We start from the raw sequence: 14,913 nt of genomic DNA on the forward strand, positions 1-14,913 counted from the left end.
TCAGACAGTCGGCGCGGAACCCGATCCGCAGCGGGTCAGGACGACGCGGATGCCGGGCCGGCGGCCGGCACCAGCCACCGGCGCAGGGCGGCCAGGCAGTCACGGATGGCACCGGCGGTGACATGCTCGTCGTCCGTGTGGGCCAGCAGGGCGTCCCCGGGGCCGAAGTTCACCGCGGGCACCCCGAGCTCGGAGAACCGGGCGACGTCCGTCCAGCCATACTTCGGCATCGGCGTTCCCCCCACCGCTGCGACGAAGGCGGCGGCGGCCGGCCGGTCCAGTCCGGGCCGGGCCGAGGGCGACTCGTCGACGATCTCCACCCGGTCACGTCCGATGCCGGCCTCGGCCAACACCGCGTACACGTGCGCATGGGCCTGCTCGAGGTCCTTGTCCGGGGCGAACCGGTAGTTGACCTCCACGGTGCAGGCGTCCGGGATGACGTTGCCGGCGGTCCCCCCGTGGATCCGGACCACGTTCAGGCCCTCCCGGTAGTCGAGTCCCTCGACCGTGATGGTGGCGGGCCGATAGGCGGCCAGCACCGCCAGCAGGGGCCCGGCCGCGTGGATGGCGTTCTCCCCCTTCCAGGCCCGCCCGGAGTGGGCCGCCACCCCGGGCACCGTGACGACGTAGCGATTGGTCCCGTTGCAGCCGCCCTCCACCACACCGTCGGTGGGCTCCAGCAGCACGGCGAAGTCGGCCTGCACCAGCTCCGGGGCCTCGCGGGCCACGCGGGCCAGCCCCGAGTGTTCGGAACCGACCTCCTCATGGTCGTAGAACACCCAGGTGACGTCGTGCGCGGGGAGGGGGCCGGCGTCGTGCCCGATCCATCCGGCCAGCGCCAGCTGGACGGCCACCCCGGACTTCATGTCCGTGGCACCCCGGCCGTAGAGCACGTCCGCGTCCGCCGGACTGGCTGGACTGGCTGGACTGAACGGACTGGCTGGTTCGGCGCCGGACGTCTCGTACCCGGGCGTCAGGGCCTCAGCGCCGGCCGGCGACTCCCAGCTGGAGGGCACCGTACCGCGCGCGCCGGGGGTGGTGGGCAGGGGCACCGTGTCCAGGTGCCCGGCGAGCACGACGCGGGCCGGCAGCCCGAAGTCGGTGCGCGCCACGACGCTGTCCCCGATGCGGTGGATCTCCAACCGCGGCAGTTGGCGTAGGGCGGCCTCGACGGCGTCGGCCAGGGGGGTCTCGTGGTCGGAGACCGAGGGGATGTCCAGCAGCGCGGCCGTCAGCGTCGCCACATCCGAGTCGAGGGGCGGCAGGACGGGGACCGGATGGCCGGAAGCGGGCCCGGCGTGGCTGGTGCTGTTCATGCCCGTCAGTCTAAGTCCGTGCCAGTAGGATATTTCCCATGACCTCAACCCCCACCCAGCCGGGTTCCAGCCTGTCCGCCGACCATTCCGACCACGCCGATGCTGCTCGCCCAGGCGGCGTGCGCACGGCCTCGGGCGTCGGGCTGGCCACCGTGGCGGACGACGGCACCGTGCTCGATGTCTGGTATCCCGCCCCGGTGCTCGGCACGGACGGCGGAGGGCTGGAGGCCGAGCTGGCCGCGGTGGCCGTCACCGACGCCGACCGGGGCACCAGCCAGCAGGTCCACACCGTGCAGATCGATCTCGACGCTGCGCCCGCAGACACCCTGGACGCCTGGTTGCGCCTGCACCTGCTGTCCCACCGGCTGGTGCGGCCGAACACCATCAACCTGGACGGCGTGTTCGGGGTGCTGGCCAACGTGGTGTGGACGAACTTCGGCCCCTGCCTGCCGGCCGGATTCGAGGCCACGCGGCTCCGGCTGCGCGCCCGCGGTCCCGTGCAGGTCTACGGCGTGGACAAGTTCCCCCGTATGACCGACTACGTGGTGCCCACCGGCGTGCGCATCGGCGATGCCGACCGGGTCCGGCTCGGGGCCCACCTGGCCGAGGGCACCACCGTGATGCACGAGGGCTTCGTGAACTTCAACGCCGGCACGTTCGGTGCCTCCATGGTCGAGGGCAGGATCTCGGCCGGCGTCGTGGTCGGCGACGGCTCCGACGTGGGCGGCGGCGCCTCCATCATGGGCACCCTCTCCGGCGGGGGATCCCAGCGGATCACCATCGGCGAGCGGGTACTGCTGGGCGCCAACTCCGGCGTGGGCATCTCCGTCGGCGACGATTCCGTGGTCGAGGCCGGGCTCTACATCACGGCGGGCACCCGGGTGGCCGTGCGCATGGGCAACCGTGACGGATCCACTGGTGAGACAGGCGGCGAGGCTGGTGGAGAAACCGCTCCCGCGACCACCGTCAAGGCCCTCGACCTCTCCGGCGTCCCCCACCTGCTGTTCCGCCGCGATTCCTCCACCGGCCAGGTCCAGGCCCTGCCCCGCGCCGGCCAGACCGTGGCGCTCAACGACGCCCTGCACGCCAACTGACTCCACCGTAGCCAGACCATGCCGAGTACAGCCGTGTCACGACCACTGAGGCCGTCCACCTTGGACCGCGAACGAGGGGTGCTGCCCCGATGAGCAAGCGTTCCCGGCGGCGCTGGCGCGCGCTCGTGGTCCTCGTGATCTGCCTGGCCGTGGTGAGCGCCGGCGCGTGGGCCGCCTCCCGGTTCATCGACTCCTCGGAGATCCTGGTCCGGGAGCACTGCACGGCGATCGTGGGAGCCGACTCCTTCAGGCTCGCGCCCGACCAGGCGGCCAACGCCGCCCTGATCTCCGCGGTGTCCCTGGACCGCGGCCTGCCGGCCCGGGCCGCCTCGATCGGCATCGCCACGGCCTTCCAGGAGTCGAAGCTGCGCAACATCGACTACGGGGACGAGGCGGGCCCGGATTCCCGGGGCCTGTTCCAGCAGCGGCCGTCCCAAGGCTGGGGCTCCGAGGAACAGGTCATGGATCCGGTCTATGCAGCGAACCGCTTCTACCAGGAGCTGGAGGAGCTGGTGCCGGACTTCGAGGACCTCGACATCACGGTGGCCGCCCAGAAGGTCCAGCGCTCGGCGTTCCCCGACGCCTACGCGGACCACGAGCCCGAGGGCCGGGCCTATGCCTCGGCGCTGACCGGGCACTCCCCCGCGGCCCTGAACTGTGTGCTCAAGTCGCCGGCCGAGCCCGGCGACGCCACGGCCATGACCGCTGCACTGCAGGACCAGTTGTCCTCGGCGCAGCCCCGGGTGTCCGACGACGGCCGGACGGCTACCATCCCGGCCTCCGGGACGCGAGGCTGGGCTCTCGTGCAGTGGGCCGTGGCCAACGCCGACCAGTTCGGCATCACCTCTGCCTCGTTCGGCGGGCAGGGCTGGGTCCGGGCGGATCACGGCTGGGCCCCGGCCACGGGCACCGACGGCGCGGTGACCCTCACCTTCGCGGGTTGACCGGCCCGGACGCGTCTGAGTTAACGCAGTGATCGTGACGCTCTCGGCCGGTCCCGGGCAGCCCACCCTCCGATCAGGAGGCGGTCGCCTCCGCCTGGGCCCGCTTGCGTGCGTACGAGCGGGCCGCGCGGACGCGGTCTCCGCAGCGGGTAGAACACCACTGCCGGCGACCATGGGTCTTCAACAGGAACCGGGTGCATGGCTCCGCCTCGCACTGCGCGAGCAGTTCGGCCTCCTCGCCGGCGAGCAGGGCCGCGGCGTCTTCGGCGACCACGGACATCGCGTGCTCGATGAGCCGCGTCGCGGGGTGCTCCAGTGAGCGGAAGAACCCCTCGCCGGGCGCGAAGTGCAGCAATGAGGTGTTCGGGGCGGCCGCGAGGGCCGCGTTGATGCCGTCGAGCGCCCGGGAGTCGACGGTGTCCCCCGAGACTCGTGCGGCGAAGGCGTTCCGGAGGTCCTCGCGGAGCCCGACGAGGCGATTTTGGCAGTAGGACTGCAACACAGACCCCTCACCGACGAGTCCCCGCGTGATGAGCCACGCGGTGGTCGACTCGGGAGTACTCAGGGACTCGTGGACTTTCCCGCCCGGGAGATGGATCTCGCTGTTCACCAGGTCGATGCTGCTGTGCTCGCGCGCGCCCGGACTCGGTGGAAGAGGCGTCTCATTCATGTATCTCATGGTAGCAGTGTTCCTTTACCGTGATCATTTGCTACGCTGGTCTCACGCTAACGAACCAAAGATTCCGTGATAAGTTAGGTCTCCCCGTGAAATCAGCCCCGACGTTCGGCTCCGCCCCCTTCGCCCTGTCCGTACACACCGGTGGCGGTCCAGGCGTTGGCCATACCGCGCAGGAGGCACTCGCGGACACCATCGCCACAGCGAGGGCTGCTGACCGTCACGGCTATCACCGCTTCTGGATGTCGGAGCACCACGCCATGCCCGGCCTGTCCGTGGCCTCACCACCCCTGATGATCGCCCGACTCACCGCGGACACCGAGCGCATCCGGCTCGGCGCAGGTGGGGTGATGCTGCCGAACCACGCCCCGTTGGTGATCGCCGAGCAGTTCGGCATGCTGGATGCCCTCGCTCCGGGGCGCGTCGACCTCGGTCTGGGACGGGCACCGGGCACCGACGGGGCGACGGCGGCGGCCCTGCGCCGTGGCGCCGGGGCGAATGATGCGTTCCCGCAGCAGGTGGACGAACTGCTGGGCTTCCTCGCGGACGACTTCCCGGCAGGTCATCCCTACAGCGAGGTCCACGCCGTGCCCGGTCCGTGGCAGAACGCCCAGAACCACGCACCCGCTCCCCAGACCCACCCGCAGGTGTGGGTCCTCGGCTCCTCCCCGTACTCCGCCCGGTTGGCCGCTCGGCTCGGCCGGCCCTACGCCTTCGCACTGCAGTTCGGTGACGCCGACATCACCACGGCGATGCGCATCTACCGCGAGGACTTCACCCCCTCATCGGTGCTCGACCGGCCGTACTCACTGGTGAGCGTGAGCACCATCGTCTCCGATGATGCCGCCGAGGCCAGACGAGAGGCCTCCACCCAGGCGATGGCCATGCTGCGCATGTTCAAGCGGGAACCGTACACGCTGCTCTCACCCGAGGAGGTCGCGGCCTACGAGACCACCACCAACGAGCGGGCGATCCTCGATCTCTACACGAACCGGGCCTACGCCGGCACGGCCGAGACCGTGGCCCACCGCCTCGAGGAGCTCCAGGAACAGACTGCTGTCGATGAGGTGATGACCGTGCTCGGCACCCACTCCCGCGGAGCCGATGAACGCACCGTCAGGCTCCTCGCCGAGCACTACGGTGTACCGGCCCAGCCCTGAAAGCTCCTGGCACCGCCGGAGCCCGATTCCACCAACCAACCAACCAACCAACCAACCAACCAACCAAACAAACACCGGAGATCCCATGTCAGCACCACGACGCGCCCTGATCGTCATCGATGTCCAGCAGGAATACTTCGATGGACTGCTGCCCATTCAATATCCCGCCCGTGATGAGTCGCTCACGCGCATCGCCGAGGCGATGGACGCCGCCGAGCAAGCCGGCATTCCGACCGTCATCGTCCAACACGAGGCACCCGCGGGCTTCCCGGTGTTCGCACCGGAGTCTCCGACCTTCGGACTCCACCCGGAGATCGCGAGCCGCGCGGACACGGCGGCGCACCGCATCACCAAGCCCTTCGCCAGTGTCTTCGCGAGCACCGGCCTCGAGGCGTGGCTACGCGAACGCGAGATCACCACGATCACCCTGGTCGGCTACATGACCAACAACTGTGTCATCGGATCCGCAGCCGCCGCCGAGCCCCTCGGATTCACCGTCGAGGTGCTCTCCGATGCGACGGGCGCCATCGGCCTGGTGAACGCCGCGGGATCTGCGCCCGCCCAGCAGGTGCACGAGACCGTCATGGCCCTCCTGAACTCCAACTGGGCAGCGGTCGCGGCCACGAGCGACTGGACGGACGCCGTGCGGTCCGGGCAGGCCCTCGTCGGCGACAACCTCGTCGAGTCCGCCGCCCGGGAGGGTCGCGGAGATACCTGAGGTCGATGTGGTGGTGGGCGCGGGCCTGGCAGGGCTCAGCGCCCCCTGCCCAGGTCGGGCCCGCCTCAGGTCACCGTGGATGACGGCATCGGTGACCTGGGTGAGCTGACCGACCGGGAGGGGCACCACTGTCAACGCACTGATCGTGACGTTCTCGGCAGATCCCGGGCAGTCCGCCCTCCAGGGCCGAGTATGCGTCAGCGGTTGGGGTAGTCCCGCAAGTCGTGGCCGGTGTAGACCTGGCGCGGGCGCCCGATCTTGGTGGCGGGGTCCTCGATGAGCTCACGCCACTGGGCGATCCAGCCGGGCAGGCGGCCGAGCGCGAACAGCGGGGTGAACATCTTCTCCGGGAAGCCCATGGCCTTGTAGATCAGGCCCGTGTAGAAGTCGACGTTCGGGTAGAGGCGGCGCTCGATGAAGTAGTCGTCCGCGAGGGCCTTCTCCTCGAGGCGCATGGCGATGTCCAACAGCTCGTCGTTGCCGCCGAGCTTGCCGAGGATGTCATGCGCGGTCTGCTTGACGATCTTCGCCCGCGGATCGTAGTTCTTGTAGACGCGGTGGCCGAAGCCCATGAGCTTCACCCCGGCTTCCTTGTTCTTGACCTTCTCCATGAAGTCCTCGGGCTTGACGCCGTCCGACTTGATGGAGCGCAGCATGTTCAGCACGGCCTCGTTGGCACCGCCGTGCAGCGGGCCGTAGAGCGCATTGATGCCGGCCGAGATGGAGGCGAACATGTTGGCGTGCGAGGAGCCGACCAGGCGCACCGTGGAGGTCGAGCAGTTCTGCTCGTGGTCCGCGTGCAGGATGAGCAGCAGGTCCAAGGCCTTGACCATGTCCGGGTCCAGCTCGTACGGCTCGGCGGGGACACCGAAGCTCTGGCGCAGGAAGTTCTCCACCAGGTTCAGGGAGTTGTCCGGATAGAGCATCGGCTGGCCGATGGACTTCTTGAAGGCGTAGGACGCGATCACCGGCAGCTTGGCCATCAGGCGGATGGTGGAGATGTGGACCTGTTCCTCGTCGAACGGGTCCAGGGAGTCCGCATAGAAGGTGGACAGGGCGGACACGGCCGAGGACAGCACCGGCATGGGGTGCGCGTCCCGCGGGAAGCCGTTGAAGAAGCCCTTGAGGTCCTCGTGCAGCATGGTGTGGCGGCGGATGTTCTGGTCCCACTCGCCCAGCTGGTCCCCGGTCGGCAGCTCGCCGTAGATCAACAGGTAGGCGACCTCGAGGAAGGAGGAGTGCTCGGCCAGCTGATCGATCGGGTAGCCGCGGTAGCGCAGCACGCCCTCATCGCCGTCGATGTAGGTGATGGCCGACTTGGCGTTGGCCGTGTTCATGAAGCCAGGGTCATAGGTGACCTGACCGGTGTCCTTCAGCAGCGGTCCGATGTTCAGACCGTCGTTGCCGATGGTGGCCTTCTCGCGGCCCAGCTCGACGATCGTGCCGTCAACGGACAGCTGAGCTGAAGTGTTTTCGGTCATGGGTGCTCCCTCATGAGTTGTTCAGTGTGCGAACCACCGGAAACCATCCGCCTGGGACGGCGACCATGTGAAGCGGGGGTGGTCCAATCCACGTCAACGCTACCAAGACGGGGACCCAGACAAGGAATCGGTGACGATTGTGGCCCCTGGCAGTGCCGCTGGAGGGACCAACCGCCGGGGGCCACAGGTCAGCGCCAGGAGCGCAGCCGTTCAGCTGCCCGCGCCACCGCGTCGTCGGTGGCGGTCAGCGCCACTCGCACGTAGCCGTTGCCGGCCGAGCCGTAGAAGGTGCCGGGGCCGACCAGGATGCCCAGCTCGGCGAACTCGCCGACCAGGTCCCAGCTGTCCTGCTCGGTGGGAGCCGCAGCCACGGCGTCGGCCCCCGAACCGGTGGCGTCCCCCGCGTCCGGGGTCCGCCGGCCGTCCCGGGTCCACAGGTACAGGCCCGCCTCGGAGTGGTCCACCACGAGGCCGGCGGCTTCGAGCGCGTCCTTGAGCAGGGCGCGCCGGGCCCGGTACCGATCCTTCTGCTCCTGCACGTGGGCGTCGTCCCCGAGGGCTGCCGTCATGGCGGCCTGGACCGGCATCGGCACGATCATCCCGGCGTGCTTGCGGCTGTTGAGCAGCGTGGACATCAGCGCGGCATCCCCGGCAGCGAAAGCCGCACGGTAGCCGGCCAGGTTGGACTGCTTGGACAGCGAGTACACGCTCAGCAGGTTGGTGTGGTCGCCGTCAGACACCTCGGGCGAGAGGATGCAGGGCACCCTGGCGGTGCCCCCGTCCCGCTGGTCCCCACTCCGATGATCCCCGCCGTCCGCGCTACCCTCACTGGCGTCGCTGTCGTCACCGTCCCAACTGCCCCAGCCGAGTTCGGCATAGCATTCATCGCCGGCCACCACGGCACCCACCTCGCGGGCCTGCGCGACGACGGCCCGCAGCTCCTCGACCGAGGCCACCTTCCCGGTGGGGTTGCCCGGGGAGTTGGTCCAGACCAGCTTGACCCGGGCGCGGGTTTCGGCATCCAGTTCATCGAGCGAGTCCGCGGCCACGGCGGTGGCGCCCACGAGCAGGGCACCGATGTCATAGGTGGGGTAGGCCACGGTCGGCCGGACCACCACATCGCCGGGACCCAGGCCCAGCAGGAGCGGCAGCCAGGCGATGAACTCCTTCGAACCCACGGTGGGGAAGACGGCCTGGGGGTCCAGCCCGGCTACGCCGCGACGCCGTGCGAACCAGGCGACGATGGCCTCACGCAGCTCGGCCGTGCCCTGCGTGGTCGGATAGCCGTGCGCGTTGGCGGCCGCCGCGAGGGCGTCCTGGATGAGCGCGGGGGTGCTGTCCACGGGCGTGCCAATGGACAGGTCGGCGATCCCACCGGGGTGGGCCGCGGCGGTGGCGCGGTAGGGCGACAGGGATTCCCAGGGGTATTCGGGCAGCGTCAGCACAGGGTCAACTCCGGGTCGGTTCGTCAGCCGGAGCCGTCAGAGGCCTTCAGGCATCGGCTGCGGCGGCAGGGCGGTGATCAGCTCATGGTCCTTGGGAATCAGGCCCATCTTCGCGGCGCCGCCCGGTGAGCCGAGGTCGTCGAAGAACTCGACGTTGGCCTTGTAGTAGTCGGCCCACTCGTCCGGGGTGTCATCCTCGTAGTAGATGGCCTCGACCGGGCACACGGGCTCGCAGGCGCCGCAGTCCACGCACTCGTCGGGGTGGATGTACAACATCCGCTCACCTTCGTAGATGCAGTCGACCGGGCACTCTTCGATGCAGGCCTTGTCCTTGACATCCACACACGGCAGGGCAATGACATACGTCACGTGGAACCGTCCACCTTCCAGGGGGTCGGAATGGGGTCCGGACATCACCGGACCTGGGATTCTGCGTCCAGTCTAGTCCCGTGCCACCGGGTAGCGCAGAAGAGGCTGAGCCAACAGCATCGTGATGATGGCCACGGCCGGGAGGCCCCAGACCCAGACCGTCCCGGCGATGGCCGGACCGGGGACCACCGCGAAGGTGTAGTCATTGGCAGCCACGGCGAAGGTGTCCAGGCCCGGCCAGTTCCCCATGACCATGGCCGTGGTGAACGCCGCGATGGCGACGACTCCCCCGGTCCAGGCCAGTGAGGACCTCAAGGTCCACCAGAGCTGGGCGGAGGCCACGAGCAGCAGAGCCAGCACGGCGCCCCAGGGCAGGACCCAGGCGCCCTCCTCGGTGGTGGTGCCTCCGATCCAGCTGAAGTGCAGGTGCAGCACGGTCCCGAGGATTCCGACGCCGGCCCCGATCAGGACCGCGACCAGCAGCGGCACCCAGCCGCGTCGGCCTGTGGGGCGGGTGCCCCTCCGCTCCCGGCCCGAGCGCGGCCCCGCGCCGGCCGGGGACTGCCCGGCCGGCGTCGGACCCTGCTGGTGGTCCCGCAGATCAGGAGCGGGCACGGGCGCGGGCGGCCTTACTGCGCTCCCCGGCGTCCAGGATGAGCTTGCGGATGCGGATCTCCTCGGGGGTGATCTCCACGCACTCGTCCTCGCGGGCGAATTCGAGGGACTCCTCCAGGGTGAGCTTCTTCGGCGGGGTCAAGCCCTCGAAGGAGTCGGAGGAGGCCGCACGCATGTTGGTGAGCTTCTTCTCCTTGGTGATGTTCACGTCCATGTCATCGGCGCGGGAGTTCTCGCCGACGATCATGCCCTCGTACACCTCGGCACCCGGCTGGACGAAGAACGTGCCGCGCTCCTGCAGGTTGATCATGGCGAACGGCGTGGCAGTGCCGGAACGGTCCGCCATGAGGGAGCCCTTGTCCCGGTACTCGATCGGACCGGCCCAGGGCTCGAAGCCGTTGGCGTAGGAGGAGGCGATGCCGGCGCCGCGGGTGTCCGTGAGGAACTGCGTGCGGAAGCCGATCAGACCGCGGGCCGGCACGTTGAACTCCATGCGGATCCAGCCGGTGCCCTGGTTCTTCATCTCGGTCATGCGGCCCTTGCGGGCGGCCATCAGCTGGGTGATCGGCCCCATGAACTCCTCGGGGGTGTCGATGGTCATCAGCTCCATCGGCTCATGCACCTTGCCGTCGATGGTCTTGGTGACCACCTGCGGCTTGCCCACGGTCAGCTCGAAGCCCTCGCGGCGCATCTGCTCCACCAGGATGGCCAGTGCCAGCTCGCCGCGGCCCTGGACCTCCCAGGCGTCGGGACGCTCGGTCGGCAGGACCTTGAGGGACACGTTGCCGATGAGCTCGGCATCCAGCCGGTCCTTGACCTGGCGCGCGGTGACCTTGGCGTTCTTGACGCGGCCGGCCATCGGGGAGGTGTTGATGCCGATGGTCATGGAGATCGCCGGATCGTCCACGGTGATCAGCGGCAGGGGCTTCGGGTTCTCGGCGTCCGTGAGGGTCTCGCCGATCATGATGTCCTCGATGCCGGCGACGGCCACGATCTCACCCGGACCGGCCGAGTCGATCGGCGCGCGGGACAGGCCCTTGGTGCCCAGCAGCTCGGTGATCTTCACGTTCTTCAGCTGGCCGTCCTGACGGGCCCAGGCGACCTGCTGGCCCTTCTTCAGGGTGCCGTTGAAGATGCGCAGCAGGGCCAGTCGGCCCAGGAACGGAGAGGCGTCCAGGTTGGTGACGTGCGCCTGCAGAACCTCGCCCTCGGTGTACGTCGGGGCCGGGATGTGCTCCATGATGGTGGCGAACAGCGGCTCCAGGTCTTCGCTGTCCGGAAGTCCGCCGTCGGCCGGCTGATTGAGGGAGGCCCTGCCCGCCTTGCCTGAGGCGTAGACGATCGGCAGGTTCAGCACGGAGTCCAGGTCCAGATCATCGACCTCGTCGGAGAGGTCCGAGGCCAGACCCAGCAGCAGGTCCATGGAATCGGACACCACGCCGTCGATGCGGGCATCGGGGCGGTCGGTCTTGTTGACCACGAGGATCACGGGAAGCTTGGCGGCCAGGGCCTTGCGGAGCACGAAGCGGGTCTGCGGCAGTGGGCCCTCGGAGGCGTCCACTAGCAGCACGACGCCGTCCACCATGGACAGACCGCGCTCGACCTCGCCACCGAAGTCGGCGTGGCCGGGGGTGTCGATGACGTTGAAGGTGACGGACTCGCCCTTCGCGGACGGACCGGAGTAGAACACGGTGGTGTTCTTGGCGAGGATCGTGATGCCCTTCTCGCGCTCCAGCTCGCCGGAATCCATCACCCGGTCCTCCACCTCGCCGTGGCTGGAGAAGGCGCCGGCCTGGCGCAGCATCGCATCCACCAAGGTGGTCTTGCCGTGGTCCACGTGGGCCACGATGGCGACATTGCGGAGGTCGGTGCGCTGGGTGAGGGTTTCAGTCATAGGGGTGCCTGTTCATCGAGGGCGGCGGGCTGGCGGGCGCCAAGAGGTTGCTAGCCGTCAAGGGCCCCGTCCGATTATACGGGACCGAGCCAATCCCTTCGGACACGCCTCGGACCGCCCCGCCTCAGTAGGGGCGTTCCCCGAGGGACTCGAGCAGCTGACGGCGCTCGGTGCGCTTGGTCAACTGTTCATCGGGATCCGGCACCGGAGCCGCCGAGAGCAGTCGCTTGGTGTACTCCTGCGTCGGATGGTGCAGGACCTCCTGCGTCAGCCCCTGCTCCACCTGGCGGCCGTCCTTCAGGACGAGGACCCGGTGCGCCAGCATGTCCACCACCGCCAGGTCGTGTGAGACGAACAGGCAGGCGAACTCATAGCGGGACTGCAGCTCGGCGAACATGTCCAGGACCGCGGCCTGGACGGAGACATCGAGGGCAGACGTCGGCTCGTCCGCGATCAGCACCTCCGGGTCCAGGGTCAGGGCCCGGGCGATGGAGATGCGCTGACGTTGACCACCGGAGAGCTCATGGGGGAACCGGTTGACCACCGAGCGCGGCAGCTTCACCGCGTCCAGCAGCTCGTAGGCGCGGTCCAGCCGCGTCTGACGGTTGCCGACGTTGTGGATGACCATCGGCTCGGTGATGACATCGCCGATCGGGAACCTCGGGTCCAGCGAGGCCGCCGGGTCCTGGAACACCACGCCGATCCGCTTGCGCAGGGCGCGCGCATCCTTCCCGGCGAGCCGGGTCAGGTCGCTGCCGTGGATCTTCAGCGAGCCGGATGCCACGGGCAACAGCCCCAGGACCGACTTGGCGATCGTGGACTTGCCGGAACCGGACTCGCCCACGAGTCCGAGGATCTCCCCCGGTGCCACCGTGAAGTCGATGTCATGGACCACGCGGTTCTTCTTGCCCCGGTGGTCGTACTCGATGCAGAGGCCCTGCGCCTCGATCGCATAGACCGCCGTGGTCTGCGTGGAGGTCACCGGTGACGGCTCCGCCACCTGCAGTTCAGTGCCCAGGCGCGGCACGGAGCCGAGCAGCCGCTCGGTGTAGGGGTGCTGGGGGTTCTGCATGACCTGGTGGACCTCGCCGGACTCCACGAGCTCGCCGCGCAGCATCACGCAGACCCGGTCGGCCATGTCCGCCACCACACCCATGTTGTGGGTGATGAGCAGGATGCCGGTGTTCAGCTGATCCTTCAGCGAGCGCAGCAGTTCGAGGATCTCGGCCTGCACGGTCACGTCGAGGGCCGTGGTCGGCTCGTCCGCGATGATGACCTCGGGCGAGCAGCTGATGGCCATCGCGATGACGATGCGCTGGCGCTGGCCGCCGGAGAACTGGTGCGGGTACTGCTTCAGCCGGTGCTTTGCGTCCGGGATCCCGACCATCTCCAGCAGCTCCACCGCCCGCCGGTCCGCCTCGGTGCCGTAGGCGATGCCGTGCACGTTGAGCGACTCGGTGAGCTGGTCCCCCACCGTGAGCACGGGGTTCAGCGCGGTCATGGGCTCCTGGAAGACCATGGCGGCGTGCCGGCCGCGGATCTTGCGCAGACCGTTCGCGTCCAGCTTGGTGACCTCACGGTCCCCCAGCATGACGGTGCCGGTGACGCTCGCGTTGGCCGGGAGCAGTCCCATGGCCGTCGACGAGGTCACCGACTTGCCGGAGCCGGATTCGCCGACCAGCGCCACAACCTCGCCGGGCTTGATGTCGAAGCTGACACCCTTGACCGCGTTGACGTCACCGAACTCGGTGTTGAAGGTGACGGAGACGTCCTGGAAGGACAGGATCGGCCTGCCGTCGCGGTCGGGGTGGCGTTGCACCAGCCCCAGTGAGCCGGTTGCCGGGGACGTGCCCGACGTCGGCCGCGCAACGCCGGCGCCCCGGCCCGCCTGCCCGGCTCGCTGAGACCCGCCGGAGCCGGCGCTTTGGTCACCGCGGGCGCCCTGGTCGTTGCGGTCGTTCTGGTCGTTCGTGTTCCTCTTGCGTCCGAAGATGCTCATGGGTTTCCAATCGTTCCCGAGCCACGAGGGTCGGAGGGTCCTTGGGTCGGGGTGTTGCCGCCGATCTGCGAGCCGCCTCCGGGAACTCTGGGCCCGGTGTCCACGCTCGGGTGGACGGCGCCGGCGGTGGCGGCAGCCAGGTCCTTGGACCGGCCGGAGAAGCCCAGGAAGCCCCGCTTCCTGCCGCGGGAGCCCTGACGGGGATCGAAGGCGTCCCGGAGGCCGTCACCGATGAAGTTCACGGACAGGGCGATCGCCAGGATGAACATGCCGGGCCACCAGAACAGCCACGGCCGGGTGGTGAACGCGTTCTGGTACTGGCTGATGAGCAAACCGAGGGAAGAGTCCGGTGGCTGCACCCCGAAGCCGAGGAAGGACAGAGAGGTCTCCAGCAGGATGGCCGCGGCGATGGCGAACGTCGCGTTCACCACGATCACACCCACTGTGTTGGGCAGCAGATGCCGCAGGATCACGCGCCCGGGTTTGGCTCCCATGGCCACGGCAGCGGCCACGAACTCCTTCTCCCGCAGGGACAGCACCTCACCGCGGACCAGGCGGGCGAGGGAGGTCCAGGTGACCAGCCCGAGGACCAACGCCAGCGGCAGGATGCCGGCACCGAGCCCCGCGGACATCTGACCGAGGACCGCCGCAAGCACCAGCAGCGGGATCACGATGACCAGATCGGTAGCCCGCATCAGGACGGCATCGATCCAACCGCGGAAGTACCCGGCCAGGGAGCCGACCACGGAACCGATCACGGTGGAGACGATGCCCACCACGAGGGCGATGATCAGCGACTGCTGGGTCCCCCGCATGGTGAGGGCGAAGTAGTCCTTGCCGGTGGAGTCCTGCCCGAAGGGGTGCTCCCCCCACTGGATGCCCTGGCCGCCCAGCCATTGGGGCACGAGGGACAGTGTGGGGTTGCCGCCGTTGACCACGGCGCCGGCCGCCGCATAGTCCTTGTCCCACCAGCCCGGGATGCCGGCATAGCCGATGGAGGTGAAGGCCAGGATGAAGATCAGCGCCAGGAAGACGGCGGAGATCATGGCGGCCTTGTGGTTGCGGAAGCGCCGCCGGACCAATTGCCCCTGGCTGTAGGACTTGCCGGTCTGCTGGCGCAGCTTGGCATCCTCGACCTCAGCCAGGTTGGCCATGTCCACGGCGGTCTGGGAGGGACCGGCTCCGTTGCGGGCGTTCTCCTC

The 14,913-nt window shown here is 69.0% G+C and carries 13 protein-coding genes; 4 read left to right on the forward strand and 9 right to left on the reverse strand.

Annotated elements, in window-relative coordinates; translation table 11 throughout:
* Positions 1–35 precede the first annotated feature (35 nt).
* On the reverse strand, positions 36–1,316 hold the full coding sequence (gene dapE, locus ACFFIO_RS05760; RefSeq protein ID WP_378040632.1) for a succinyl-diaminopimelate desuccinylase: 1,281 nt from the start codon (positions 1,314–1,316) through the stop codon (positions 36–38).
* A 38-nt stretch (positions 1,317–1,354) separates the two neighbouring features.
* On the opposite strand from dapE, the gene dapD reads away from it, so the two are divergent.
* Positions 1,355–2,410: a 2,3,4,5-tetrahydropyridine-2,6-dicarboxylate N-succinyltransferase gene (gene dapD / locus ACFFIO_RS05765; protein ID WP_378040633.1), complete on the forward strand. Its 1,056-nt coding sequence runs from the start codon at positions 1,355–1,357 to the stop codon at positions 2,408–2,410.
* Between the two features lie 89 nt (positions 2,411–2,499).
* Positions 2,500–3,354, forward strand: a complete 855-nt coding sequence (locus ACFFIO_RS05770) for a hypothetical protein (RefSeq protein ID WP_378040634.1) — start codon at positions 2,500–2,502, stop codon at positions 3,352–3,354.
* A gap of 73 nt (positions 3,355–3,427) precedes the next feature.
* Here the strand turns inward: ACFFIO_RS05770 and ACFFIO_RS05775 are convergent, their stop codons facing one another.
* Positions 3,428–4,024, reverse strand: coding sequence for a CGNR zinc finger domain-containing protein (locus tag ACFFIO_RS05775; protein ID WP_378040635.1), 597 nt, complete (start codon positions 4,022–4,024; stop codon positions 3,428–3,430).
* A 95-nt stretch (positions 4,025–4,119) separates the two neighbouring features.
* On the opposite strand from ACFFIO_RS05775, the gene ACFFIO_RS05780 reads away from it, so the two are divergent.
* Complete coding sequence (locus ACFFIO_RS05780) at positions 4,120–5,190, forward strand: LLM class flavin-dependent oxidoreductase (protein WP_378040636.1); 1,071 nt, start codon at positions 4,120–4,122, stop codon at positions 5,188–5,190.
* 85 nt (positions 5,191–5,275) lie between these two features.
* Entirely contained in the window at positions 5,276–5,908 is a 633-nt protein-coding gene (locus ACFFIO_RS05785; protein WP_378040637.1) for a cysteine hydrolase family protein, read from the forward strand.
* 197 nt (positions 5,909–6,105) lie between these two features.
* On the opposite strand, the gene ACFFIO_RS05790 is transcribed toward ACFFIO_RS05785, so the two are convergent.
* The 7 genes from ACFFIO_RS05790 to ACFFIO_RS05820 form a co-directional block, all read right to left on the reverse strand.
* Positions 6,106–7,389 (reverse strand): citrate synthase, encoded by a 1,284-nt coding sequence (locus ACFFIO_RS05790; protein ID WP_378040638.1) that lies wholly within the window; start codon positions 7,387–7,389, stop codon positions 6,106–6,108.
* A 188-nt stretch (positions 7,390–7,577) separates the two neighbouring features.
* Positions 7,578–8,834 (reverse strand): succinyldiaminopimelate transaminase, encoded by a 1,257-nt coding sequence (gene dapC / locus ACFFIO_RS05795; RefSeq protein WP_378040639.1) that lies wholly within the window; start codon positions 8,832–8,834, stop codon positions 7,578–7,580.
* Between the two features lie 36 nt (positions 8,835–8,870).
* Complete coding sequence (fdxA, locus tag ACFFIO_RS05800; protein ID WP_159551716.1) at positions 8,871–9,203, reverse strand: ferredoxin; 333 nt, start codon at positions 9,201–9,203, stop codon at positions 8,871–8,873.
* 72 nt (positions 9,204–9,275) lie between these two features.
* Positions 9,276–9,818 (reverse strand): hypothetical protein, encoded by a 543-nt coding sequence (locus ACFFIO_RS05805; protein WP_378040640.1) that lies wholly within the window; start codon positions 9,816–9,818, stop codon positions 9,276–9,278.
* Complete coding sequence (gene typA, locus ACFFIO_RS05810; protein ID WP_378040641.1) at positions 9,805–11,712, reverse strand: translational GTPase TypA; 1,908 nt, start codon at positions 11,710–11,712, stop codon at positions 9,805–9,807. Before typA ends, ACFFIO_RS05805 begins: the two co-directional genes overlap by 14 nt.
* A gap of 124 nt (positions 11,713–11,836) precedes the next feature.
* Positions 11,837–13,711 carry an ABC transporter ATP-binding protein gene (locus ACFFIO_RS05815; RefSeq protein ID WP_378040642.1) on the reverse strand — a complete coding sequence of 625 codons (1,875 nt, stop codon included), beginning with the start codon at positions 13,709–13,711 and terminating at the stop codon, positions 11,837–11,839.
* Positions 13,708–14,865, reverse strand: a complete 1,158-nt coding sequence (locus ACFFIO_RS05820) for an ABC transporter permease (RefSeq protein WP_378040734.1) — start codon at positions 14,863–14,865, stop codon at positions 13,708–13,710. The genes ACFFIO_RS05815 and ACFFIO_RS05820 overlap by 4 nt, the downstream gene beginning before the upstream one ends.
* Between the last annotated feature and the right edge of the window lie 48 nt (positions 14,866–14,913).

Source organism: Citricoccus parietis (assembly GCF_042433045.1).
Taxonomy (GTDB): domain Bacteria; phylum Actinomycetota; class Actinomycetes; order Actinomycetales; family Micrococcaceae; genus Citricoccus; species Citricoccus parietis.